Annotated in this window: 24 protein-coding genes; 12 read left to right on the top strand and 12 right to left on the bottom strand. The window is 41.6% G+C overall.

Annotation, left to right across the window (positions count from 1 at the left end; all coding sequences use genetic code 11):
• Nucleotides 1-21: 21 nt before the first annotated feature.
• Nucleotides 22-1,221 (bottom strand): glycosyltransferase family 4 protein, encoded by a 1,200-nt coding sequence (locus tag FPZ43_RS08485; protein WP_186461786.1) that lies wholly within the window; start codon nucleotides 1,219-1,221, stop codon nucleotides 22-24.
• A 58-nt stretch (nucleotides 1,222-1,279) separates the two neighbouring features.
• Nucleotides 1,280-1,879, bottom strand: a complete 600-nt coding sequence (locus FPZ43_RS08480; protein ID WP_146381433.1) for a ribonuclease HII — start codon at nucleotides 1,877-1,879, stop codon at nucleotides 1,280-1,282.
• Between the two features lie 69 nt (nucleotides 1,880-1,948).
• Here FPZ43_RS08480 and FPZ43_RS08475 point away from each other — a divergent pair, with 69 nt between their 5' ends.
• Nucleotides 1,949-2,425: a DUF4920 domain-containing protein gene (locus FPZ43_RS08475; RefSeq protein WP_146381432.1), complete on the top strand. Its 477-nt coding sequence runs from the start codon at nucleotides 1,949-1,951 to the stop codon at nucleotides 2,423-2,425.
• Nucleotides 2,426-2,506: 81 nt separating this feature from the next.
• Here the strand turns inward: FPZ43_RS08475 and ffh are convergent, their stop codons facing one another.
• From ffh to ruvX, 8 genes are all read right to left on the bottom strand, one after another.
• Complete coding sequence (ffh, locus tag FPZ43_RS08470; protein ID WP_146381431.1) at nucleotides 2,507-3,835, bottom strand: signal recognition particle protein; 1,329 nt, start codon at nucleotides 3,833-3,835, stop codon at nucleotides 2,507-2,509.
• Nucleotides 3,836-3,964: 129 nt separating this feature from the next.
• Nucleotides 3,965-4,984: a DUF3078 domain-containing protein gene (locus FPZ43_RS08465; protein WP_146381430.1), complete on the bottom strand. Its 1,020-nt coding sequence runs from the start codon at nucleotides 4,982-4,984 to the stop codon at nucleotides 3,965-3,967.
• Nucleotides 4,985-5,045: 61 nt separating this feature from the next.
• Nucleotides 5,046-5,372 carry a hypothetical protein gene (locus FPZ43_RS08460; protein WP_146381429.1) on the bottom strand — a complete coding sequence of 109 codons (327 nt, stop codon included), beginning with the start codon at nucleotides 5,370-5,372 and terminating at the stop codon, nucleotides 5,046-5,048.
• Nucleotides 5,372-6,085, bottom strand: coding sequence for a hypothetical protein (locus FPZ43_RS08455; protein WP_146381428.1), 714 nt, complete (start codon nucleotides 6,083-6,085; stop codon nucleotides 5,372-5,374). The genes FPZ43_RS08460 and FPZ43_RS08455 overlap by 1 nt, the downstream gene beginning before the upstream one ends.
• A 106-nt stretch (nucleotides 6,086-6,191) precedes the next feature.
• Entirely contained in the window at nucleotides 6,192-7,022 is an 831-nt protein-coding gene (locus FPZ43_RS08450) for a glucosaminidase domain-containing protein (RefSeq protein WP_146381427.1), read from the bottom strand.
• 51 nt (nucleotides 7,023-7,073) lie between these two features.
• Entirely contained in the window at nucleotides 7,074-7,616 is a 543-nt protein-coding gene (locus FPZ43_RS08445) for a glycoside hydrolase family 73 protein (RefSeq protein ID WP_146381426.1), read from the bottom strand.
• 3 nt (nucleotides 7,617-7,619) lie between these two features.
• On the bottom strand, nucleotides 7,620-8,258 hold the full coding sequence (locus tag FPZ43_RS08440; RefSeq protein WP_146381425.1) for an O-methyltransferase: 639 nt from the start codon (nucleotides 8,256-8,258) through the stop codon (nucleotides 7,620-7,622).
• Between the two features lie 100 nt (nucleotides 8,259-8,358).
• The gene (gene ruvX / locus FPZ43_RS08435; protein ID WP_146381424.1) at nucleotides 8,359-8,769 is read right to left on the bottom strand and encodes a Holliday junction resolvase RuvX; all 411 of its coding nucleotides are present in this window, start codon (nucleotides 8,767-8,769) and stop codon (nucleotides 8,359-8,361) included.
• Between the two features lie 145 nt (nucleotides 8,770-8,914).
• On the opposite strand from ruvX, the gene FPZ43_RS08430 reads away from it, so the two are divergent.
• From FPZ43_RS08430 to FPZ43_RS08390, 9 genes are all read left to right on the top strand, one after another.
• Nucleotides 8,915-10,060 carry a DNA polymerase III subunit gene (locus FPZ43_RS08430; protein ID WP_146381423.1) on the top strand — a complete coding sequence of 382 codons (1,146 nt, stop codon included), beginning with the start codon at nucleotides 8,915-8,917 and terminating at the stop codon, nucleotides 10,058-10,060.
• A 2-nt stretch (nucleotides 10,061-10,062) separates the two neighbouring features.
• Nucleotides 10,063-11,565 carry a regulatory iron-sulfur-containing complex subunit RicT gene (ricT, locus tag FPZ43_RS08425; RefSeq protein ID WP_146381422.1) on the top strand — a complete coding sequence of 501 codons (1,503 nt, stop codon included), beginning with the start codon at nucleotides 10,063-10,065 and terminating at the stop codon, nucleotides 11,563-11,565.
• Between the two features lie 30 nt (nucleotides 11,566-11,595).
• Nucleotides 11,596-12,045: a gliding motility lipoprotein GldH gene (locus FPZ43_RS08420; protein WP_261381030.1), complete on the top strand. Its 450-nt coding sequence runs from the start codon at nucleotides 11,596-11,598 to the stop codon at nucleotides 12,043-12,045.
• Nucleotides 12,046-12,117: 72 nt separating this feature from the next.
• Nucleotides 12,118-13,407 carry a tetratricopeptide repeat protein gene (locus FPZ43_RS08415; RefSeq protein ID WP_146381421.1) on the top strand — a complete coding sequence of 430 codons (1,290 nt, stop codon included), beginning with the start codon at nucleotides 12,118-12,120 and terminating at the stop codon, nucleotides 13,405-13,407.
• Between the two features lie 20 nt (nucleotides 13,408-13,427).
• Entirely contained in the window at nucleotides 13,428-14,714 is a 1,287-nt protein-coding gene (locus FPZ43_RS08410) for a tetratricopeptide repeat protein (RefSeq protein ID WP_146381420.1), read from the top strand.
• 89 nt (nucleotides 14,715-14,803) lie between these two features.
• Nucleotides 14,804-15,055 carry a hypothetical protein gene (locus FPZ43_RS08405; RefSeq protein ID WP_146381419.1) on the top strand — a complete coding sequence of 84 codons (252 nt, stop codon included), beginning with the start codon at nucleotides 14,804-14,806 and terminating at the stop codon, nucleotides 15,053-15,055.
• Between the two features lie 3 nt (nucleotides 15,056-15,058).
• Complete coding sequence (locus tag FPZ43_RS08400) at nucleotides 15,059-15,304, top strand: hypothetical protein (protein ID WP_146381418.1); 246 nt, start codon at nucleotides 15,059-15,061, stop codon at nucleotides 15,302-15,304.
• Nucleotides 15,305-15,362: 58 nt separating this feature from the next.
• Nucleotides 15,363-16,724: a DNA recombination protein RmuC gene (rmuC, locus tag FPZ43_RS08395; RefSeq protein WP_146381417.1), complete on the top strand. Its 1,362-nt coding sequence runs from the start codon at nucleotides 15,363-15,365 to the stop codon at nucleotides 16,722-16,724.
• A 10-nt stretch (nucleotides 16,725-16,734) separates the two neighbouring features.
• Nucleotides 16,735-17,493, top strand: a complete 759-nt coding sequence (locus tag FPZ43_RS08390; protein ID WP_146381416.1) for a hypothetical protein — start codon at nucleotides 16,735-16,737, stop codon at nucleotides 17,491-17,493.
• Nucleotides 17,494-17,603: 110 nt separating this feature from the next.
• On the opposite strand, the gene thiL is transcribed toward FPZ43_RS08390, so the two are convergent.
• Nucleotides 17,604-18,647 carry a thiamine-phosphate kinase gene (gene thiL, locus FPZ43_RS08385; RefSeq protein WP_146381415.1) on the bottom strand — a complete coding sequence of 348 codons (1,044 nt, stop codon included), beginning with the start codon at nucleotides 18,645-18,647 and terminating at the stop codon, nucleotides 17,604-17,606.
• A 245-nt stretch (nucleotides 18,648-18,892) separates the two neighbouring features.
• On the opposite strand from thiL, the gene FPZ43_RS08380 reads away from it, so the two are divergent.
• Nucleotides 18,893-20,332 (top strand): DNA/RNA non-specific endonuclease, encoded by a 1,440-nt coding sequence (locus FPZ43_RS08380; protein WP_146381414.1) that lies wholly within the window; start codon nucleotides 18,893-18,895, stop codon nucleotides 20,330-20,332.
• A gap of 72 nt (nucleotides 20,333-20,404) precedes the next feature.
• Here the strand turns inward: FPZ43_RS08380 and nadA are convergent, their stop codons facing one another.
• On the bottom strand, nucleotides 20,405-21,397 hold the full coding sequence (gene nadA, locus FPZ43_RS08375) for a quinolinate synthase NadA (RefSeq protein ID WP_146381413.1): 993 nt from the start codon (nucleotides 21,395-21,397) through the stop codon (nucleotides 20,405-20,407).
• Nucleotides 21,398-21,804: 407 nt separating this feature from the next.
• Here nadA and nadB point away from each other — a divergent pair, with 407 nt between their 5' ends.
• On the top strand, nucleotides 21,805-23,397 hold the full coding sequence (gene nadB / locus FPZ43_RS08370) for an L-aspartate oxidase (protein WP_146381412.1): 1,593 nt from the start codon (nucleotides 21,805-21,807) through the stop codon (nucleotides 23,395-23,397).
• Nucleotides 23,398-23,427: the final 30 nt, after the last annotated feature.

Below are 23,427 nucleotides of genomic sequence, written 5' to 3'. Positions count from 1 at the left end.
AAATAGCTTTAGCCATGCGGGCTAATTCAATATTGATTGATAAAAATGAATCAGGCGGCCCGTAATGTGGTCTACATCGTGCAGTTCTTCGATCAATTTCCGGGCATTTTGGCCAATTTGTTTACAGTAATCTTCATTACTTATACATTGCAGCATGGCTTTGTAAAACTCATCGGCGTTGTTGGCTATAATAATATTTTTACCATGCTCTGCCAAGATACCCTCGGCACCAATAGAGGTTGATATAATGCATTTTTGCATGGCCATACCTTCGATTATCTTTACACGCATGCCGCCGCCGGATAGTAACGGCACAATCATTATAGACCGGCTATTTATAAATTCGAGCGCATCATCCAACTCGCCCTGTATAAATACTTTGCCCATAGCGTCGTACTCATCATACTCCTCCGGAATGTTATTTCCTGCCAGGTAAAACCGGGCATTTATATCACCATCAACAATCTCTTTATGAAAGTTATCCAGGAACCATTCAATGCCCTCCTTATTCGGCAACCAGTCCAACGACCCTAAGAAAAACATCGACGGAAATTGCGAGCGTGAATAATCGGGTTTATACTTGCCAAGTTCAACACCTATGGGCAATACGCAAATTGGCGTTTTGTTGCCAAGGTTAGTCATGGTATGCTCATCCTGCCCCGTAAATACCAAAATACCATCAAACTGATTTAACAGCCCAAGTTCATACCGTTTTACACGTTTGGCTATCTGGTGTAAAAACCACCGCTTAATGGGGTCGCTTTTTTGCTGGGCAAGCTTATGCCAAACCTGGTGCTCGATATTGTGCGACCTGAAAACCAGCCGCGCTTTTGTTGCCTTGCGTATAGCACTTAAGTAAGGCGCTACAAACAGACCCTCGAACTGGATAATATCGTAGTGATTTTCCTGGATATCTTTTATCAGGATCTTTTCAAATGCCTGGTCGTGATATTTATTGATCTTATAAGCATTGGTGGTAAACAGGTTGCTAAAAAACTCGGCAACGGTAATGCGGGTATCTATCTTATACTCGGTATATCGTATATGGTCAAGCAGTTCGTCGCGGGTTTGTGCCCGATCGTTATGCTTATTTATATTTATTGATATTAACGAAACCTGATGGCCGTGGTTCACCAACCCCTTAATGGTGTTGCCCACAACAATAGGGTAGCCCCCATTTTGCGGAAACGGCACGCGGTGTGTTAATATTAATACTCTCAAAACAGGTAGCAATTGGTTTTGGTAAAGCTACCAAACAAGGTGCTGTTTGCCAAAGCCCTTAATCGAAAATAGCGAGCTGCGGATTGCTTACCCTGAAAGTTTTACGGTGATATGGCGTATGCCCAAGCTCGAGCACCATTTTGCGATGGGCAATTGTTGGGTATCCTTTATTGCTATGCCAGCAGTATTCGGGATGCTCTGCGGCAATTTTATTCATGTAATCGTCGCGGTAGGTTTTGGCAAGTATAGATGCTGCTGCAATGCTGAAGTACTTTCCGTCGCCGCCAATAACGCAGGCATGCGGCGTGGTGCCATATTTATTAAACCGGTTACCATCAATAATTAAAAACTGCGGTATAAGGTGTAGCTTTTGAATGGCGCGGTGCATAGCCAGGAAAGATGCATTGAGGATATTGATCTGATCAATCTCATGATTATCGCACCAGGCGACAGCATGGGCTATTGCATTTGCCTCAATCTCGGTACGCAGTGCATAACGCGTTTCCTCATTTAATTGCTTGGAATCGTTAAGCAAATGGTGGTCAAAGTCATTTGGCAATATTACAGCAGCAGCAAATACCGGCCCAGCCAAACAACCACGGCCGGCCTCATCACATCCTGCTTCTAAAAACTCATGCTGATATCTCGCTAATAACATTTCGTACCCTTGATTTAAACTACTTGCAAAAATAATGAAACCACGCCACGTAGTGGGTGTTATAACGTTATGCAGTTTAAAATTTGTATCACAACAGTCAGTTTTTTATTGTTGGCAGTAGTAACCAGCAACGCACAGCAAAAAGTAGCGTTACCACACGGCATGGTGTTTGGAGAAAAGCCACAAACCATTGCCCCGGTGCCGGCCTCAAAAATTGAAACATACATGTATCGTAAAACACGCTTTAATACCGCCATTAGCGGTAAAATTATACGTGTCACACAACCAAAAGGCGGCTGGTTTGAAGTGGATGCAGGCAACGGTAAAATAATAGCCGCGCATTTTAAAAATGCAAACGTTAATCTCCCCGTTCAAATAAAGGGGCGTACTGTTATTATGGAAGGGGTTGCACAAAAACAATTTATTGCAGATGATGGGCAGCACCTTGCCGGTGACACGGTAGTTGGAAAAAAACAACACAAGGTAAATGCCGACCCCAAACGACGGTTGACTTTTGAAGTACGAGGCCTGATGGTTGATAAATAATCAAGACTGTTTCATATTACCCGCTCTAAACAATAAAGCCCCGGTATTTAAACCAGGGCTTTTATTTAAGCTAAACGTTAATTACATTTTGGGCATACGGCGCATCATGTTTGCCATTGCTGCAGGGTTGCTCATCTGCTTCATCACTTTGCGCATATCGTCAAACTGTTTCATCAGGCGGTTAACTTCTTGTATATCGGTGCCCGAGCCTTTAGCAATACGCATTCTGCGGCTTTGATTGATCAGGTCAGGGTTTTCCTTTTCCTTGGCTGTCATTGATTGGATAATGGCCTCTATGCCTTTAAAAGCATCATCACTTACTTCAACATCCTTCATCATTTTACCAACACCGGGTATCATACCCATCAGATCCTTCATGTTACCCATTTTTTTGATCTGCTGTATCTGGCTATAGAAATCGTTAAAGTCGAATTTATTTTTGCGGATCTTTTTCTGCAGTTCCGCAGCCTCTTTTTCGTCGAATTGTTGCTGAGCACGCTCTACCAATGATACCACGTCGCCCATGCCCAGGATACGCGATGCCATACGATCGGGGTGGAAAACATCAAGTGCTTCCATCTTTTCGCCGGTACCAATGAACTTGATTGGCTTGTTAACAACAGATTTAATTGATAATGCCGCACCACCGCGTGTATCACCGTCTAACTTGGTTAATACAACGCCGGTAAAATCAAGCCTGTCGTTAAACACTTTCGCAGTGTTCACCGCATCCTGACCGGTCATGGAGTCAACCACAAACAAAATTTCGTGCGGGTTGATAGCAGCCTTTACGTTCTCTATCTCCACCATCATGGCTTCGTCAATAGCTAAACGGCCGGCGGTATCGATAATCACAACGTTGTTACCGTCCTGTTTTGCTTTAGCAATACCTTCACGGGCAATTGCTACAGGATCGGTAGACTCGCGGTTGCTGTAAACCGGGATTCCTACCTGCTGGCCTAGTACTTCCAATTGGTCTATCGCAGCCGGGCGATAAATATCATCGGCTACCAATAAGGGCTTTTTATTTTTTTGCGTTTTTAAAAAGTTGGCCAGTTTGCCTGTAAAAGTAGTTTTACCTGCACCGTTAAGGCCCGCAATTAATATGATTGTTGGCGATGCCTTCAAATCAAGCTCAGAGGTAGTGCCACCCATTAATTGGGTTAACTCATCGTTCATGAGCTTGGTAAGCAACTGGCCCGGCGAAATTGAAGTTAACACGTTTTCGCCTATCGCTTTTTGCCTTACTTCGTCAGTGAAGGCCTTTGCGGTTTTATAGTTTACGTCGGCATCCAGAAGGGCCTTACGAATCTCCTTCATGGTTTCGGCCACGTTAATTTCCGTGATCGAGCCTTGTCCTTTTAATACTTTAAACGCCCTGTCGAGCTTGTCCGATAAATTTTCAAACATTATTTATACGTAATTTTTGAGGATACAAAGTTATGATTTTGAAGCATAACCAGTTTATATTAAATGAACATCGGCCGGCATCGATTAAACAATGCACGGCCGCTTATATTTTGTTGTGCCACTTATTAATTAAGGAAATTTGTAGAGTACACCCAGCGACAGCCCCTCGGTACCCTGCACTTCGCGCGAGGTATTTTTATCAAACAGTACCGTAGCGTTCATAGATACGTTTATGAGCTTGCTAACCTTTGCCGCAAGAAGGGCATCTAAACGGTGGCGGGTATAGCTCAACGGCTGCCCGTAAGGTACAAACATGTCATACCTTGTCTTGAGATGCATGTTTTTAGAAATGTCTTTTTCGTATATCGCAACCATTTGGAACGCGATATCGTTCCGAATGGTTTTGCCCGGCGTAACACCATAATTTGTAGGCAGGTTGCGGTAAATAGTTGTATCCAAAACAAAGGTTTGGCGGGCAGTACCGGTACCTAATCGTAAATCAAAAAATGCATTTGGCTTGTACTCAAAACCCAACGACTCGGTAAGATAACCAGGCGACATAAAATTTGATATTAGCAACGGCGGAGTAGCGTTGTTAGCATCATATTGGTAACCGGTATCAAACTGCGACTCGAAACTTAACGACCCAAAGAAAAACCAGTGTTTAGAAAGTTGGGTAGCTACTTTATTATCAATAAACAAACGGTCGTTTGTTTTGCGGGCCGATTGACCCTTATTTTTCGACTTACCGTATTGCAGGTTAACATCTGTAGAGTAACTAAACGGCGCCTTATTGTATTCTACCCTGTACCCAAATGTTGACAGTAATGCTATTGATGTAACACCACCCGCAGCATAGTTGTTACTAAAAGCTGCCTGGTTAAAATTTAAACCGATAGTTATGTATTTACGCCAGTAGCTTACTTTATAGTCCAGCATCGTTACGGGCACCAGTTCTTCCTGTATTTTAACCGGCGTAGCGCGTACCGGGATAATATTTCTTTTAGGCGCAATGCGATACCTATTGAGCAGGTTGGTATCAATTTTTATAGTGTCTTTCCTTACGGTATCAGTAGTGGTTTGCGCACCGGCGTTAATAGCCAAACCAAAACACAGCAAAAAAAGTAATCCTACACCCGTTTTCAGCATACAACAAAAAAAAGCAAAAATCTTTTATAAGTGTGCATTAATTTTAAACTTATGCTTCACGTTAGTTAAAATAGCGCAACCAATTGTAGTACTTACGCTTATTTAAATAACCCATATTGGTTTCGTTAGCGTAAGCCTCCCGTTCAAAGGCGATGTTTAGGTAGGCTTGGTAATGTCGTTTATACTTTATTAAATTAATCATGTAATTCAGCAAATACAAAATATAAAACGGCAGCACCAACAACTCTGCCTGTTGTAATAAATGTATTTTCTCATGATTAATAAGTGCCACATCCCGTTTCATGCTCTTTTCCTTCACCAATATAAATGGAAACAACGCCATGCCATTAGCATTTAAAAACGGAACAACAATTATTGGCCAACCCATTACCTCGCAGTATCTAAGGGTGGAGGAGTAATAAGCGGCGTGAGTTCGAAAGATGATTTATTACGCACATATCTGCGGTGATTTCTGCGGATTGTGGCAATAAATTCATATTCGCCGGCCTCAGTTACCTGTTCGTAGCTCGGACGGTACTTTTGCATAAAGTCTGTTAACTGCGGATCTTTCAATTTGGTCACAGATGCCACAAACGATTTGTTAAAGCGATAATCGATAACGGTTTGCCTGTAATCCCAATCAATAACCTGGCGCAAATGTTCGGCATTGCGGCCGCTGCGGCTAAAGGCATTATAAAGTGCATCTATCCCTATGCCCACACCGGCACCTGGTGAAGCAACTAGCGCGCTTGGATTTGGCCCGTATATTTTGGAGTAGGCACTCTTGATCATTGCAAGTCGCTTCTCCGGCGTTAAAACAGTATCTCGTACTGTTACCTGCTTCAGCTGTATAGCAAGCGGGCGCATATAAATGGCTAAGGCCGAAAAATTTGCAACTTTTATTGTATCCGGGTAGTGTTCTTTTTGAGTAAAAATCAATACATCACCAATAGAGGCATCAATTTTAAACTCGCCTTTTAAATTGTTGTAAACGGACTTTTTGGTATTGGTATTAAGAATGTTTACACGGGCTATTCGTCCTTCGCTATTTTTATCGGCTACAACCCCGCCAATGGTTCTCTGCTGCGCAAAAACCGGCATGCACAAGGCACATAAAAACAACAACAGCCAAAACCTCATTTCACAAAAACCCAAAAGTAACCGATTGATTGCGCTTAAGCATTCACTTTAACAATAATTAACGCATCTACTTTACTACAACAAGTTTTTGGCCAACCTTTAGGCTGTTACTGCTCATCTTGTTAAGCTCCATTAGTTCGTTAACGGTGATACCGAAACGCTTTGATACACTGTATAGTGTATCACCGGGCTTAACAGTATAAATTTTACTGTCGGGGCTTATTTTGCTAATGGTATCTGCAGGTTGCTGACCCATGTTATCGTTTATCTCGGCCAAAACACGGTCTTCCCGTTTAATTTTCTGCAATTCACCTTCCGGTCGGTCGTACTGATCAAGGTTGTACTTTTGGATGATATTGAGCAACAGTTGCGGATATTTTGGATTGGTTGCGTACCCGGCTGCTTTTAACCCATAGGCCCAGCCTCTAAAGTCGTTCTTGTCTAACTCAAACAACCGTGCATAGTTCTTCTTCTTCAAAAATTCGGAGTGATCTCTGAATGATTCCTCCGGGTTGGCATACACCCTGAAACAGTCATTCTCGTTATCATCATCCTTATAATAACTTTCGCCAGTCCAGGTGCTCCCACACTTTATACCAAAATGGTTATTTGCAATTTTGGCCAGGTCGCTGTTACCCGAGCCAGACTCAAACAGGCCTTGCGCCAGCGTAATACTTGCCGGTATACCGTAAGTATTCATTTCCTGTATAGCAATGGCTTTAAAACGTTCAATATACTCAAGCGAAGTATAAGACTTGTAAGAGGCAATGGCTGCCTTGTTCTTTTTTTGAATCCGTTTGTTGTTTGATCGCGCTTTGCTTGCACTTATAGTGCTTTTATGCGCCGAGCATGAGGTAAAAATAATTACCGATAGCAGTAGCAGAAGTATTTTACGCATAAAAAAACGAAGGCCCTCTGATAATCAAAGGGCCCTATTATGTTTTAATTTTTACTGGTTGTTTTGGGCAATTTCCGGCGTTGGCTTAGGTGCCTGGTCAAGTTCATCAAGGTCATAACGGTCTATAATTCCCATTACCTGGTTGGCCCACTTTTTACTGCTGCAATAGCCGCTGCGCTGTATGCCTTTTGCCCAACCCTTATAATCGTACTGGGTAAACTTGTCTGCCAGATGACTAAACTGTTTACGCTCTGTCATGATGCGGGCAAAGTCTTTGAAAGAGTCCATTACGTTATCATAACGCTTGTATGAGGTACGTACTTTTTTATTGTGTCTATAATAAACTGCACCTCCTCCACCTTTTACTCCAAATTGGTTGTTAAGGTTTTGAGCAATAGAGCTTTTGCCACTGCCCGATTCATGCATGGCTACAGCTAAAATGATACTTGCAGGCACTCCGGTTTCATGCATAATACGAATGGCATTATCTTTGAACTTCTGAATATAAGATTGTGAAGTGCTTTGAGCCGATGCGGCTGTGGTTGTTGCAATAAATGCACACGCTAACAGTACAGTAGATAAGAGTCTCTTCATAATTTACTTTTTTCTGATGATCATCAAGCCATCACGAACAGGTAGAATAAGTTTTTCGACCTGTGTGTTAACAGCTATTTGTTCATTTAGTTTGCGAAAACTTTTGGTATCGGCGTCTTTCTCGGTGCCGTAAACCTTTCCTTTCCACAAAACATTATCAATTATTATTATCCCTCCGGATCTTACTTTATCAATTACTAACTCAAAGTAGGTAAAATTATTTCGTTTATCAGCATCTATAAATACAACATCAAAATTATTTTCCTGTAAATCAGCCAATACGGCATCTGCAGGGCCAATATGCAGCTTAATTTTTTTATCAACATTTGTGAGTGCAAAGTGTGAATTAAGCATTTCTTCATATTCGGCGTTCGCTTCAATGGTATGTAAAACGCCGTCTTCAGCCAACCCCTCTGCAAGGCAAATGGCCGAGTAGCCAGTGAAAGTGCCTATCTCTAAAATGAGTTTCGGCTGCATAATTTTACTCAACATGCTTAGTACGCGGCCTTGGTAATGGCCCGATAGCATATTGGGTTTCAGCATTTTTAAGTACGTTTCCCTGTTGATTTTTTGCAGCGCTTCGGGCTCTGCATCGCAATGGCTATCAAGGTAACCTTGCAGGGATGGATCAAGAATTTCCATCGGGCAAAGATAAAGAAAATGATTTAATGATCTATTTGCAGCTTAACTGCTTGTATATGAATGCAATTTTGGGGTATGAGAATTAATTTATAATCGCATATTAAAACTTAGTTTCCATCCAGCTTTGTAATAATATCACTGCCGATACAGTATCAACCAGTTCTTTGCTTTGCCTTGCTTTTTTTCCCATGCCGCTTTGCGCAATCGCAGCCGATGCCATTTTTGAGGTGAAACGCTCGTCGAGCATCTCTATGGGCACATCAGGGAAGTTCTTTTTAAGCAGCGTTACAAAACCCCTTACATGCTGCGCAGATTGCGAAGGCGTATTATCCATTTGCTTGGGTTCTCCAACTACAAAGCGTTCTACCTGCTCGTTTTGCATGTATTTTTTCAGGTAATCAACAATCTTTATTGGATGAATGGTATCTAAACCTGTCGCAATGATTTGCATAGGGTCTGTAACGGCAATACCGATGCGTTTTGTACCGTAGTCAAAGGCCATTACGCGCATAGCTTTGCAGATATTAGATGTGAGATTTGAGACATGAGATAAATCACCATTTCATTTGAGATATTTAGTCAAAGATAGGGTAAAAGGGTCTCCTGTCTCAAATCTCATATCTTAAATATCATATCTAATAATTACCTTGCACCAAATGCAATTTAAGTATATCATAGGGCAGGAAGCAGTAAAGCAAAGGTTAATCAACTCTGTAACAGAGAACAGGGTTAGCCATGCGCAGCTGTTTTTGGGGCCCGAAGGTAGTGGCAGCCTTGCCTTGGCTGTGGCTTATGCCCAGTATGTATCCTGCGAGGATAAACAACCTAATGATTCATGCGGAGTATGTGCATCATGCCGGAAATATCAAAAACTGATGCATCCGGATCTACACTTCTCGTATCCATTTTTTGCTAAACATAAAGACGATACTGCACTTACCTTTATTGAGCAGTGGCGCGACGCTTTCACAGCCAACCCATACTTAAATCTTGATACCTGGCGTGGTTACCTGGATGCCGAAAACAAACAGGCTAACATTAACATTGCCGAGTGCCACCAGATTATAAAAAAGCTCAGCTTTAAACCCTTTGAGTCGGAGTATAAAATATTAATACTTTGGCTGCCAGAGTACCTGGATAAAGAAGGTAATTCGCTATTAAAAGTTATTGAGGAGCCGCAGCCAAACACACTGTTCCTGCTTGTTGCGCAAAATCAAGATCAAATACTAAATACCATCCTGTCGCGAACGCAGCTTATAAAAGTGCCTTGCCTTAATTTTGACGACATTAAAAGCGAGTTACTTTCAAAGCATAATCAAACAGAAACGGCTGCAGCCGAAATTGCTTACCTGAGCAATGGCAACATGACCGAAGCCCTGCAAATGCTGCAGCAGGATACTAAAAGTTACCATACATTGTTTGTACAATGGTTGCGCAGCTGTTTCTCAAATAAAGGATCGGAGGCTTTAAGCTTTACAGATCAGGCCGCCAAAATGGGTCGTGAAAACCAAAAAAATTTTATGCGGTATGGTATAAGCTTTTTGCGCGAATGCTGTTTAATACTTGCAGGGGCCGAAGCAATGGTTAAGCTTCCTGCCCATGAAAAAGAAACTGCTACCAAAATGGCCTCGGTAATGAATATACCACAGGCACAGGCAATAATAACGGAGCTTGAGAAAGCCCACTATCATATAGAACGCAACGCTAACCCTAAAATCTTATTTTTAGACGTATCTTTGCAGATTATAAAAATTTTACATTTTAAAACACTCCCCGCGGGGATTCATTATATACCGAATTAATTATGGGATGCGGAAGTTGCTCAACAGGTGGCGGTTGCACACCTGCAGGCTGCAAAAGTAATGGCTCATGTGCCACCAACGGATGCAGCAAACTGGATGTTCACGACTGGCTATCACACATGGATATGCCAATAAATTATAAGCCTTTTTCGATAGTTGAAGTTAAATTTAAGGGTTCGAGAAAGGAGTTTTACAATAACGTTGATAATATATATCTCGAGGCAGGTGACCTTGTGGCGGTTGAAACTACTACCGGTGGTTACGATATTGGCCACGTGTCTATAACAGGCGAGTTAGTGCGTATGCAAATGCATAAACGCCACGTAAAAGAGGCTGACGTTGCTAAAAAAATCTACCGTCGTGCCACACCTGCCGACGTAGACAAATGGCAGATAGCAAAGGGGTTGGAATGGGAAACCATGCACAAAACCCGTACGCTGGCGCTTGACCTGAACCTGTCGATGAAAATAAGCGACGTTGATTACCAGGGCGACAAAACCAAGGCAACATTTTATTATACGGCCGAAGGCCGTGTAGATTTCAGGGAACTGATCAAGAAAATGGCCGAGGCTTTTAGGATTCGTATAGAGATGCGCCAGATTGGTATGCGCCAGGAAGCAAGCCGCCTTGGTGGAATTGGCTCATGCGGCCGCGAACTTTGCTGCAGTACCTGGCTAACAGATTTTAAAACGGTATCAACGGCTGCTGCCCGCTATCAAAATCTTTCATTAAATACGCTTAAGCTGGCCGGCCAGTGCGGTAAGTTAAAATGCTGCCTCAACTATGAGCTGGATACTTACATGGATGCCCTTAAACACATCCCAGATAACGTAAACGTGCTTAGAACTGAGAAAGGTGATGCCCGCCTACAAAAAACCGACATCTTTAAAAAAATGATGTGGTTTAGCTTTCATGGCGAGGAATCATGGGTTCCACTGCCAATAGCCAAAGTAAAAGAGATACAGCAAATGAACCGCGAAGGTGTTTTGCCTCCGGATCTTGGCCAGCCTGTTGAGCAGGATGTTAAACCGGCAAGGGTATTGGATTACGAAAACGTTGTTGGTCAGGATAGCTTAACCCGCCTTGACGAACGCCGTAACAACAATAACAACAAAAATAAGAGCCGCAATAAAAATAAAAATCGTGGCAACAAGCCGGCCGAAGGCGGGCAGCAGCAGGCAGGCAATCGCCCTGAGGGGCAAACCCGCCAACAGCCACAAGGCCCAAGGCCCGATGGCCAGCAGCAACCTCAGCGAAACCGCCAGCAGGGCGGTAACCGCGATGGTAACCGGCAACAAGGTGCCCGTCCTGAAGGACAGCAGCCACAGCGAAATGATGCCAACAAGCAACAGCAGGCACGCCCCGAAGGGCAGCCGCAGGGCCAGCGCCCGGAAGGCAGTGGTGAAAGGCAGGGTAATAACCGCAACAACAGGCGCAACCGCCCAAGGCCAAACAATAATAACAACAATCCAAACCGCGGCGAAAGCCCGGCAAAGCCTGAATAAATGCGCGCTTTAAAACTAATTTACGGATGTATGGCAGCCCTTGCATTGTTGATGCAGGGCTGTACCGATCCGTCGATGGTTATTGATGATAGCCGGGAAGTGTCAAACCACAATTGGTCGTACATTAACAGGGTTAAGTTTGATGTTAAGATCGACGATACATCCAAGCCTTACAACTTGTATTTAAACCTGCGTGTAGGCGGCACATATAAATACTCCAACATTTTTATATTGCTTAAGCAAACTTCGGCCAACAAAAAAAAGGTAGCTACTACACGCTATGAATTTAAATTGGCCAATGCCGACGGCGAATGGCTTGGCAGCGGCAGCGGCAACCTCTACAGCTATCAACTGCCACTACGTACAAAATATAAGTTTCCGGTTGCCGGCACCTATCATTTCGAAATAGAACAAAACATGCGCGACAACCCCCTGCATGATGTTAGCGATGTGGGCCTTAGGGTAGAGAAGGCGCAATAATTCTGTTTCTTTTAACCATAAAATTGTTTTTGATAATTATATTAGTTGCTTTAACTCCTATACTTTAAGCAATTGAAAAAATTACTATTGTCACTGGCGTTACTACCAATGCTGGCAGTGGCGCAAATCTCACACTCCGATAGTGTAAAATACAACAGCAGTATTAAATACTTTACAGGTATAATCGGAAAACAACCTAATGAAGGCGGCGCTTACCTAAAAAGGGGAGTAGCAAAATTTAATCTTGGAGATTATACCGGGGCCGCTGCAGATTACAGCAAAGCAGCCGAATTAGACCCAAATGACAGCAAAGCAGTGCTCGAATTAGGCAGAACCAAGCAAATACAAAACGATTACAAAGCTGCCATAATTACTTACTCTCGCTATATTGATATGCAACCAGCCAATTATATCGGCTATTATAACCGTGGTATAGTTTATCGCCTCACTGAGGAAAACAAACCGGCCCTTACCGATTTTGACAAGGCTGCTCAATTGGAACCTAATTTTGCCAGCACTTACAATGAGCGTGGCATTATCAAAAAGCGCCTCGACGATTTTATTGGGGCAATTGCCGACTATAAGAAAAGTATTGCCTTAGATAGCGGTAACTATATGCCTCATTTTAATTTGGCGCTTATTTACTCGGTAAAAAATGACCATAAAACGGCCATCATATATCTCGATAAAGTAATTAACATAAACCCGGTATATGCAGCAGCGTATTACACCCGCGGCGACGAAAAACGCCAACTAAATGATTATGGCAGTGCTATTTTTGACTATACAAAGGCTATAGAAATTGACCCGAAATATGCTAACGCATACAACAACCGCGCTCTTTCCAAGTATCAGATGGAAGATTACGAGGGTACAATTGAGGATGCAAATAAAGCAATTGCTATTAACCCTAACTTTAGCGCCCCTTATTACAACCTTGGTTTGGCAAATACTGCCCTAAAAGATTTTAATAGCGCGGTAGATTATTACAGTAAATACCTGATTTTGGTACCAAACTCATCCGATGGATACCTTAAACGTGGTAATGCAAAAATCTTTTTAGAAGATTTTCAAAATGCTGTTAACGATTTTGACATCGCTATAAAATTAGAACCTAAAAATGTAGATGCCTACAATAATCGCGGAGTTGCTAAACGTTTTTTAGAAAATTATAAAGCAGCCATTGAAGATTACACAAAAGCGCTTGCCATTGATCCTAATTATCAAAATGCACTTAACAATCGTGGTTTTGCAAAGGAAAAATTAAATGACATATCTGGCGCCTGCGCCGATTACAAACTTAGTGCACAACTCGGCAATACAGGTGCAGCTGAAAAGGTAAAGCTGCTTTGTAACAACTAATAATAACCCAAACCACACAAATGAAACGTTTATTAATCCCTTTTTTATTTATTCCTGTGCTATCACAAGCTCAAGCTTCAAAAACCGATAGCGTTAAGTATGCTTCATCCGTTAAGTACTACAGCAAATTAATTCATCAAAAACCTGAAGCCGTTAATTTTTACAAACGTGCTGCTGCCAAATATGGTTTGAAAGATTATTCTGGAGCAGTGGCTGATTTTTCTGAGGCGATAAAGCTCAATCAAAATTATGAGGATGCATATATAGAGAGAGGACTGGCAAAAGAATACATTAACGACGATTACAAAGGTGCTATTGAAGATTACACAAAGGCCATCACAATAAATCCTAAAGGGCCAATTGCATACTATGACAGGGGCATAGCCAAACGAAAGCTCGAACAGCTTAAAGAAGCTATACTTGATTTTGATAAAGCTATAGCGCTAAGAAACACTGATGCAGATTTTTTTAATGAACGTGGCATTGCAAAAAAAGATCTGGAAGATTACAAAGGTGCTATTGCAGATTATGATGCAGCTGTAAAGCTTAATCCAAAAGCTGCAGGTTCTATTTATAACAGGGGTTTTGCAAAACATCTTTCAAAAAATTACAAAGCCGCAATTGAAGACTTTAACCTTGCGGCCACTATTACTCCTGATGACCCGGATATATATTACCGCAGAGGTAACTCAAAACGATATCTTGAAGATTATAAAAGCGCTTTAGATGACTATAATAAAACGCTTTCTATTGATGACAAATACGTATCGGCCTATAATTCAAGAAGTCTTACCAAATATGATCTGGAAGATTATGATGGTGCAGTTGCTGATGCTACTAAAGCCATTACACTTGATCCGAAATACGATATTGCTTACTATAACCGCGGCATAGCAAACGATAGGTTAAACAATTATGCTGACGCTGTAGATGACTATTCACAATATATTTTGCTTGCTCCAAAAGATCCGGACGGGTATTTTAAGCGCGGGACATCAAAATTGAACATGGAAGATTATGCTAATTCAATAACTGATTTAGATGTTACTATTTCGCTTGATGCTAAGTACACAGATGCCTGGTATAATCGCGCACTGGCTAAACGTTTACTGGAGAATTTTAATGGCGCATTAGCAGATTACAATAAAGCTGTAGAGCTTAATCCTAAAGACGGAGATACCTTCAATGGCAGAGGACTGACCAAGCACTATTTAAAGGACGATGCTGGGGCTTGTGCAGATTTCAAAAAAGCAATCGAGTTAGGTAACAAAGATGCTTCATCTAATCTGACCAAATTTTGTAAGTAGTTTAAGGGCATATAACAGATGGGCTTGTATATAACTTACATTTATTCAAATTAATTGAAACATGCAAATATGCCAATTGTATTTAATATATGAAGCACTTAACTGGCATTTTAGCTATGGCTATAATATTATCTACCTCGGCGTGCAGCAGCAGCCCTAAAACAGGTGGTGCACAGGCAGATTCCGGGCAAACCAATATAGGTAATTCCGGCCCGGCAGATAGTGCTTTACAAGAAGGTAAAAATTCGCCGCCGCAGGCTGGTACCAGTGGTACGGATACCGGAACCACAGGTAACGGCGCTGCTAAGCCAACAGTTGATACTACCACATCAAGACCATAATTTATGAGAAAGCTATTTGTATATGCATTCGCAATTGCCACTATCAGTATTGCAGCATGTAAAGGGTCGGGATCTGCCGGCAGCGGTGATAGTACCACTGATACAGCCCAAACACATGTAGGCAACCAAAACCCTTCAGACAGTGCAACTTTGCCTGTTACTCCCACGGAGACTGGCGGTAAGGATTCTACAGGAATGGGTCAGGGTACCACAAACATGCCGAAAGACACTACTAAAACTCAACCCTAAATCGCTTTATTAGCAATATTAAAATAGCTACCTTCGTTTTGCTAATATTTTTATCAAAATGGACGTAGCTATTTTTGTTTTAGCAGGTGTAATTATAACTGCGCTTGCATTCTACTTTATACTTCGTAAACCTGCATCAAGTATTACCGCTAACGAATTTGCATCTCTTCAAAGCGAAAATGGTTCCCTGAAAATTGCTTTGGCAAAAGCAGAAGAGCGAGCCATTGGTTTGATGGCCGAAAAAGAAAATATCACCAGCTTACTCAAAGATGAGCAAGCACGCTTGCTTGATGAGCTTATATACGAGCGTAGCCAACTGGCACAGGCTAATCAATCGTTGGAATCATCAAGATCATACTTCAAGGCCCAGCAGGAAAAGCTTGCAGAACAAAAGCAGGAGATAGAGCAAACGCGACTTCACTTTCAGCGTGAGTTTGAAAACGTTGCTGAACGATTGCTTAAAGAAAAATCAAAAGAATTTACTGATGTAAACCGGCTGAATATCGATTCTATTCTTAATCCGCTAAAAGAGAACATCAAGGCATTTGAAACTAAAGTAGAAAAAGTTTACAATGCCGAGGCCGCGGAACGCAATGTATTAAGGGGCGAAATAGGCAAGCTGATGGAACTGAATCAACTGATAAGTACCGAGGCATCAAACCTTACAAAAGCGCTTAAAGGAGACAATAAAAAGCAGGGCAACTGGGGCGAAGTAATATTGGAGAAAGTGCTGGAGCGCAGCGGACTTGTGCGCGACCGGGAATACCGCATACAGGCAAGCCTTAGTAGCGTTGACGGAATACGCCTGCAACCCGATGTAATTATTGATCTGCCGGATGATAAGCATCTTATCATTGACTCGAAAGTATCCTTGATTGCCTATGAGCGTTTGGTTAATTGCGAAACGGACGATGAACGCAAACTATTTTCTAAGGCGCATATCGAATCTATACGCAGCCATGTGCATGGTTTATCCTCGAAAAATTACCATGACCTGTACCAGGTGAACTCGCCCGATTTTGTGCTTTTGTTTGTACCTATCGAATCATCCTTTAGCTTTGCCGTGCAACTGGATGTTGATTTATTTAGCGATGCCTGGGATAAACGTGTAGTAATTGTAAGCCCAAGTACCTTACTGGCCACATTACGCACCATTGCCAGCATTTGGAAACAGGAGCGCCAAAACCGTAACGTGCTCGAGATAGCACGACTTAGCGGCGAAATGTATGATAAGTTTGTTGGCTTTGTTGGTGATATGGAAAGCATTGGCAAAAACATTAAGCAAAGCCAGGATGCTTATGATAAGGCACTAAATAAATTAACCGACGGACGCGGAAACCTTACCATTACTGCAGAAAAAGTGAAAAAATTAGGTGCCAAAGCCAACAAGCAAATTGACAACAAGTATATATCCGAATAACAAGCTACCTATGAAAATATATAAAACCCTTTTATCGCTAACAGCCCTGGCATTGGGCCTATCATCATGCAGTAAACCAAAAAATGATTTACAAACAGATAGCATAAAAGGTAATGTTACTAAAATGGTTATCGGCAAATATCAGCCGGTTGAGAAAAATGGGCAGATAATTAACGGTAACATGACTTCAAAACAAGTTGCTACCTATAACGAAGATGGTAATGTAACCAACCTTGACAATACCTACATATATGGCGCTGGTGACAGCGCTGAAGTATCGCACAAAATTTACACGTTTGAATATAACGCGGACGGACAAAAAGTATCCATCAAAGAATCGGGCAGCAAGCAACCGTTTGAGTTTTTTAAGTATGAGGATAGACTTGTTTCAGAAATAACTTATAAAGGTGATGCCGGTAAGGTAAGTTCTACCGTTAAGTTCAGTTACAACGATGGTTTGATATCTGAAGTAAATTATTACAATGAAACCGGCACAGTAGAGCGCAAAGAAAAGCACCTGCAAAACAGCAAAGGCCTTGTTGAAGAAATTGACAGTTATGACGCTAATGGCAGTGCAGCCAGTAAGATACTTTTCACATACAATAACGATGGTTTGGTAGATACCTACAAGCAAACCGGCGGCTCATACGCTTTTGAGCTTGAGCAAAAGTACTTCAACACAGATAAGGAAGGTAACTGGACACGCAACGTAACTTACAAAGACCATAAGCCTTATGAAATTACCGAGCGAACAATCACTTATAAATAATCCCAAAAATCATCGGATCATTTAGTGATTAGTCAGGTCTTCGGCAAACTTAGACATATGAAAACCCGACTTGATCATACTTAAAACAAAAGGGGGCTAAGCCCCCTTTTTCATTCGCTTTTAAAGGCATTCCAGCCTTGTGCTTTTAAATCGTGCACATTTCCCGATTTTGTAATAAGCGTTTTACCGGCACTTGGTTCGGTAACATAGCCTATGATCGAAAAATCCATCTTATGCTTAATCTTATCATAATCTGCCTGCTTAACAGTAAACAAAAGTTCGTAATCTTCGCCGCCGCTTAGTGCACACACGGTAGGATCGAGGCCAAATTCACGTGCTGTTTCGTAAGTCATTGGGTCGATAGGTATCTTCTCTTCATACAACCTGCAACCTTTATCGCTTTGCTGGCAAATATGTAATACTTCGGACGCCAGTCCGTCAGATACATCAATCATGGCAGTAGGCTTAACATTAAGCTCTTTTAAAAGGTCAATAATGTCTTTACGGGCTTCGGGTTTTAACTGGCGCTCTACTATGTAATCTTTGCCTTCAAGATCAGGCTGTATGTTTGGGTTTTCCAGATAAACCAGTTTTTCGCGCTCCAACAATTGCAAACCGGTATACGCACCGCCTAAGTCTCCAGAAACACAAATCAAATCACCTTCCTGCGCACCGTTGCGGTAAACTACATCAGCTGCATCGGCATACCCAATTGATGTTACGCTGATAACCAAGCCTTGTTTAGAGGCACTGGTATCGCCGCCAACTATGTCAACGTTATAGTTACCGCAAGCTAAGTAAATACCTTCATACAGCTCTTCTATTGCCTCCAGCGGGAACTTGCTCGACATACCAATAGATACCGTTACCTGCGTGGCTATACCGTTCATGGCGTAAATATCACTTAGGTTTACCTGTATGGCTTTATAACCAAGATGCTTTAAGGGTGTATAAGCCAAATCAAAATGAATACCTTCCAGCAGCATATCTGTAGATACCAGCATTTGCTTTCCCTGCGCATCAAGCACAGCAGCATCATCGCCAACACCTTTTATAGTACTTTTTTGAGTAAGATTGATATTTTTAGTAAGATGGCTTATCAGGCCAAACTCGCCTAACGATTCTATATTTGTTTTTTCTTCGTTCTCGAACATAGTTTTATGTGCTTATATTGATGTACTTGGATTACAATAATTACATATTTCGATTACACCGATGCCCCTTAAAAATACCAATCTGTGTAATCCAAGCGTACAAAAATACAAAAACCTGTTAGCAATATTTTATTGATTTAGTTTGTAAGCATTTAGATGGTTGTAATACAATTTTTACCTCCTAAAATATTATTAACACCAGGTTAATAGTGATGTATTAATTTTGACTGACAAAATATTAATACATGAAATTCAGAAAATTACTTATCCTATCGGCCTTTATCCTGGCTATTGCAAGCTGTAGAAAAGACACAGTACCCGTAATGGACCCGGGAGCGGGCAACGGTACAGGTACAGTCACCCCTATACCACAACCCTACACCATAACCGAAACTTTTGAAAGTGGTACGAAAGGTGCATACGCTGCGGCAGATGTGCAATTGTTAACCGGTATGTGGAATTTTAACGACGCGGTAATTGGCAACCTTGCCGCCGACGCAAAAAATGGAACTAAAGCGGTAAGGCTACGTACAGGTAGCATCACCATGAACTTCGATATAGCAGGACTTGAACAAATTAGCATTAAGCACGCAAAATATGGCAACGATGCCAATTCTACATGGCAACTAATGATATCTGAAGATGGCGGCGCAACCTTTACGCAGTTAGGCAGCGATATAACAGAAACCAGCACAACTTTAGTTGCAGATTCATTTAAAGTTACCACTACCAAAAAGGTGCGATTCCGTATTCAAAAAACAGGCACGACACGCGTTAACCTGGATGATATAACATTTAAAGGCAAAGGTGACGCAGGCATAGTTATCGGTGCTCCAGACACTGGTAATGATGGAGATACAGGCGGTGGTAATACCGGCACCCCGGCACCGGATCGTGGGGTAACAGCCGGTGCAGATGCACAACCTGTTACGGGTGATAACAGTAACCTATTATTTGGTAACCCTTCGGGTGCCCAGCCCGCTTTGGTTATGGTTGATAATTACCTGATGGATCAAAGCTATTATGTAGAATCATACAGCAGCACAAGAGGTACACCAAACTGGGTAAGCTGGCATATTGATGCAAATACTATTAACGGCACTGCTACAAGGCAGGATAACTTTGCCGGATTTATTGGTTTACCTAATGGTTTTTACCAGGTGGAAAGTAACAGCTATTCAGGGTCTGGTTTTGATCGTGGTCATAATTGCCCTTCAGCCGATAGAACAAGTTCTGTCAATGCTAACTCTGCTACTTTCCTGATGACCAATATGATACCACAGGCACCACAAAATAACCAACAAACATGGAATAATCTTGAAGGCTACCTACGTACACAAGTTGCATCGGGTAACGAGGTTTATGTGATAATGGGAAGCTATGGCATAGGCGGTACTGGTTCAAACGGTGTAGCATCAAAAATTAACAATAACCAGATCACGGTACCAAGTAACGTCTGGAAAATTGCGGTAATCATCCCTAACGGAAATAATGATGCTGCACGTGTTACTGCGGGCACCAGGGTTATTGCAGTCAACACGCCTAATATTAATACGATCAATACCGACTGGAAACAATACCGCGTAACCGTACGTGATATTGAAAAAGCTACAGGCTACAACCTGCTATCAGCTTTACCACAGGCCATACAGGATGCTGTAGAAAATAAGGTTGACAACTTGTAACTCAAATACGTCAGTCCAAACAAAAAATCCCCATGCTTAATTGCATGGGGATTTTTTTTAACAGCGCTTTGTTTACAACCCAAGGTTGGCAGATATTTCCAGCATTCTTTCAATCGGTTTTACAGCATCCGCTATTATATGAGCCGGTACAGTAACTTCCGGCATTTCGTTTTTAAGGCATAAATAAAGCTTCTCTAAAGTATTTCGCTTCATGTGCGGGCAATCATTACATGCACAGTTATTATTAGGCGGAGCGGGGATAAAAGTCTTATCCGGATTATCCTTTATCATCTGGTGCATAATACCAGATTCGGTTGCTACTATAAATTCTTTGGCAGGGCTATTTGTAGCATATTTTAAAATGCCTGTGGTAGATCCTATAAAATCTGCCGTTTCTAATATAACTTCCTCACATTCAGGATGTGCCAGTATTTTTGCATCGGGGTAGCGCTCTTTAAGTTTAGTTATTTTTTCGCGGCTGAAGATTTCATGCACCATGCATGCCCCGTTCCACAACACTAAATCTCGGCCTGTTTTTTTAGCTACCCAGGCACCTAAATTTCTGTCAGGACCAAAAATTATCTTCTGGTCTTTCGGCAAACTTTCAACAATTTGTACCGCATTGCTTGATGTACAAACTATGTCGCTTAACGCCTTCAGTTCGGCGGTGCAGTTTACATAGGTTATCACCAAATGGTCGGGATACTTCTCCTTAAATTTTTTAAATAAGTGTGGCGGGCAGCTGTCGGCCAGTGAGCAGCCTGCTTTTACATCAGGCAGTAAAACCTTTTTGTTTGGCGATAATATTTTGGCTGTTTCAGCCATAAAGTGTACGCCGGCAAAAACAATAATGTCGGCATCAGTTTTGGCAGCTTGTTGCGAAAGGCCCAAACTGTCGCCAATATAATCGGCAATATCCTGTATATCTCCTTCCTGATAATAATGGGCCAGTATAACCGCATTTTTTTCTTTTTTTAATTTTTCAATTTCGGCAAAAAGATCAAGCGAGGCATCTATCTCCTCGTCATGAAAACCCTTCACATTTATTTCTTCGAAGATATCCATTCCACAAATCAATTAATAATAACTTCTTTTATATATAAAAAGAAACCTATTGTTATTAAGGTGTTAATTATGTTAAAAAAATGTTTTTTAAAACGGCTTAAAAGTTAGTTATCCAATGTTACTAACACTTTTGCGTGCTTTTGTTTTGTTTATTTATTTGATTTTAAGATCGATGTGACAAACAACTTTTAGTTTCAAAACTTATTTGTTGATAAATGTTGATGTTTATAAATGTTCAATTCGTTTTTAAAACGTCTTAAAAGTTGCTCATAAAATCCACACAGAAACTCAAAATCGGGGGTTATCAACATATCTAATTTTTTATGCTTTTTTCCCGACACAAATTTAACATGTTTTATACCGCTTATTAACAGAAAGCCTAATTTTACACAATACATATACAATACATGAGCAGAAATGTTGATTTCTTAGTAGTTGGTTCGGGCATAGCAGGATTAAGTTTTGCACTAAAGGCCGCCAAGCATGGTAAGGTTCTGATAGTTACAAAGGCAAATGAAGATGAAAGCAACACTAAGTATGCCCAGGGTGGTGTGGCAGTGGTTGTGGATAAAAAAGAAGATTCGTTTGAAAAGCATATAAATGACACGCTAATTGCCGGCGACGGCCTTTGCGACAAAGAAGTTGTAGAAGCTGTTGTTAAGGAAGGGCCGGACAGGATCCGTGAGATTATTGATTACGGAACCAATTTCGACAAGACCAACGAAGGTATTTATGACCTTGCAAAAGAGGGCGGCCACTCCGAATTTCGGGTATTACATTATAAGGATATCACCGGTTTCGAAATTGAACGCGCCTTGTTAGAAGAGATACACCGCGAGCCCAACATTGAGATATTAACACATTACTTTGCCGTTGATTTGATCACGCAGCACCACTTAGGTGAAGTGGTTAAAAAATCTACACCGGATATTAAATGTTTTGGCATTTACGCTTTTAATACCGAAACCAATACGGTCGAGAAGATATTATCTAAAGTAACGGTAATGGCTTCGGGAGGAGCGGGGCATATCTATTCGGTAACTACTAACCCAACTATTGCAACCGGTGACGGCGTAGCCATGGTTTATCGTGCTAAAGGTAAAGTTAGAAACATGGAGTTTATTCAGTTTCACCCCACAGCGTTATATAATCCCGGTGAATATCCATCGTTTTTAATTTCTGAAGCTGTTCGTGGCTTAGGCGGGGTACTGCGCCGTACAAATGGAGAAGAATTTATGCAGGAGTATGATGAGCGTAAATCTTTAGCGCCTCGTGATATTGTGGCAAGGGCAATTGACTCTGAGATAAAAAAATCGGGTGAAGACTTTGTATATCTTGATATCACCCATAAAAAGAAGAAAGACATTTTAGAACACTTTCCTAACATCTATGCAAAGTGTTTGGAAATAGGTATTGATATGACGCGAGATATGATACCTGTTGCACCAGCCTGCCATTACATGTGCGGTGGTGTATTGGTAGATCATAGCGGCCGCTCATCCATACAACGGTTGTACGCTTGTGGCGAGTGCTCATCTACGGGTTTGCACGGTGCCAATCGTTTGGCGTCCAATTCCTTACTTGAGGCACTGGTATTTGCACACCGTATTTATACTGATGCGATTGTTGATTTTAATAGCTATGTGATACCTGATAACATTCCCGACTGGAACGAACACGGGGTAAAGCTGCTTAATGAGGATATTTTGGTTACGCATAACATCCGCGAGATGCAAAAGCTTATGAATGACTATGTAGGTATTGTTCGGTCTGATTTCCGTTTGGAAAGGGCTATGCGCCGTTTACGTTTATTGTATGAAGAAACTGAAGAATTTTATAAGCAAACTAAGCTATCAGTTAAGTTGTGCGAATTGCGTAACTTAATACAGGTAAGTTACCTGGTAGTAAAATCTGCAATGGCCAGGCATGAAAGTAGAGGGTTACATTTTACTACCGATTATCCTGAACATGCAAATATGTTAGAGGATACGGTGTTATAAAGAGCCCCTCTCAATCTCCCTGGAAGGCGA

It is taken from the genome of Mucilaginibacter pallidiroseus (genome assembly GCF_007846085.1).
Classification (GTDB): Bacteria; Bacteroidota; Bacteroidia; order Sphingobacteriales; family Sphingobacteriaceae; genus Mucilaginibacter; species Mucilaginibacter pallidiroseus.
The sequence above is the reverse complement of the archived record's forward strand: the minus strand, read 5'-3'. Positions and strand labels throughout refer to the sequence as shown.

Coding starts and splice junctions, on each gene's coding strand:
- FPZ43_RS08440 (WP_146381425.1), bottom strand. CDS start 8,258: ATGGAAATTCTTGATCCATCCCTGCAAGGTTACCTTGATAGCCATTGC.
- nadB (WP_146381412.1), top strand. CDS start 21,805: ATGAGCAGAAATGTTGATTTCTTAGTAGTTGGTTCGGGCATAGCAGGA.
- ruvX (WP_146381424.1), bottom strand. CDS start 8,769: ATGCGCGTAATGGCCTTTGACTACGGTACAAAACGCATCGGTATTGCC.
- FPZ43_RS08380 (WP_146381414.1), top strand. CDS start 18,893: ATGAAATTCAGAAAATTACTTATCCTATCGGCCTTTATCCTGGCTATT.
- FPZ43_RS08475 (WP_146381432.1), top strand. CDS start 1,949: ATGCAGTTTAAAATTTGTATCACAACAGTCAGTTTTTTATTGTTGGCA.
- nadA (WP_146381413.1), bottom strand. CDS start 21,397: ATGGATATCTTCGAAGAAATAAATGTGAAGGGTTTTCATGACGAGGAG.
- FPZ43_RS08455 (WP_146381428.1), bottom strand. CDS start 6,085: ATGCCGGTTTTTGCGCAGCAGAGAACCATTGGCGGGGTTGTAGCCGAT.
- rmuC (WP_146381417.1), top strand. CDS start 15,363: ATGGACGTAGCTATTTTTGTTTTAGCAGGTGTAATTATAACTGCGCTT.
- thiL (WP_146381415.1), bottom strand. CDS start 18,647: ATGTTCGAGAACGAAGAAAAAACAAATATAGAATCGTTAGGCGAGTTT.
- FPZ43_RS08460 (WP_146381429.1), bottom strand. CDS start 5,372: ATGGGTTGGCCAATAATTGTTGTTCCGTTTTTAAATGCTAATGGCATG.
- FPZ43_RS08445 (WP_146381426.1), bottom strand. CDS start 7,616: ATGAAGAGACTCTTATCTACTGTACTGTTAGCGTGTGCATTTATTGCA.
- FPZ43_RS08480 (WP_146381433.1), bottom strand. CDS start 1,879: ATGTTATTAGCGAGATATCAGCATGAGTTTTTAGAAGCAGGATGTGAT.
- FPZ43_RS08430 (WP_146381423.1), top strand. CDS start 8,915: ATGCAATTTAAGTATATCATAGGGCAGGAAGCAGTAAAGCAAAGGTTA.
- FPZ43_RS08420 (WP_261381030.1), top strand. CDS start 11,596: ATGGCAGCCCTTGCATTGTTGATGCAGGGCTGTACCGATCCGTCGATG.
- FPZ43_RS08400 (WP_146381418.1), top strand. CDS start 15,059: ATGAGAAAGCTATTTGTATATGCATTCGCAATTGCCACTATCAGTATT.
- FPZ43_RS08465 (WP_146381430.1), bottom strand. CDS start 4,984: ATGCTGAAAACGGGTGTAGGATTACTTTTTTTGCTGTGTTTTGGTTTG.
- FPZ43_RS08390 (WP_146381416.1), top strand. CDS start 16,735: ATGAAAATATATAAAACCCTTTTATCGCTAACAGCCCTGGCATTGGGC.
- FPZ43_RS08405 (WP_146381419.1), top strand. CDS start 14,804: ATGAAGCACTTAACTGGCATTTTAGCTATGGCTATAATATTATCTACC.
- ffh (WP_146381431.1), bottom strand. CDS start 3,835: ATGTTTGAAAATTTATCGGACAAGCTCGACAGGGCGTTTAAAGTATTA.
- FPZ43_RS08410 (WP_146381420.1), top strand. CDS start 13,428: ATGAAACGTTTATTAATCCCTTTTTTATTTATTCCTGTGCTATCACAA.
- FPZ43_RS08450 (WP_146381427.1), bottom strand. CDS start 7,022: ATGCGTAAAATACTTCTGCTACTGCTATCGGTAATTATTTTTACCTCA.
- ricT (WP_146381422.1), top strand. CDS start 10,063: ATGGGATGCGGAAGTTGCTCAACAGGTGGCGGTTGCACACCTGCAGGC.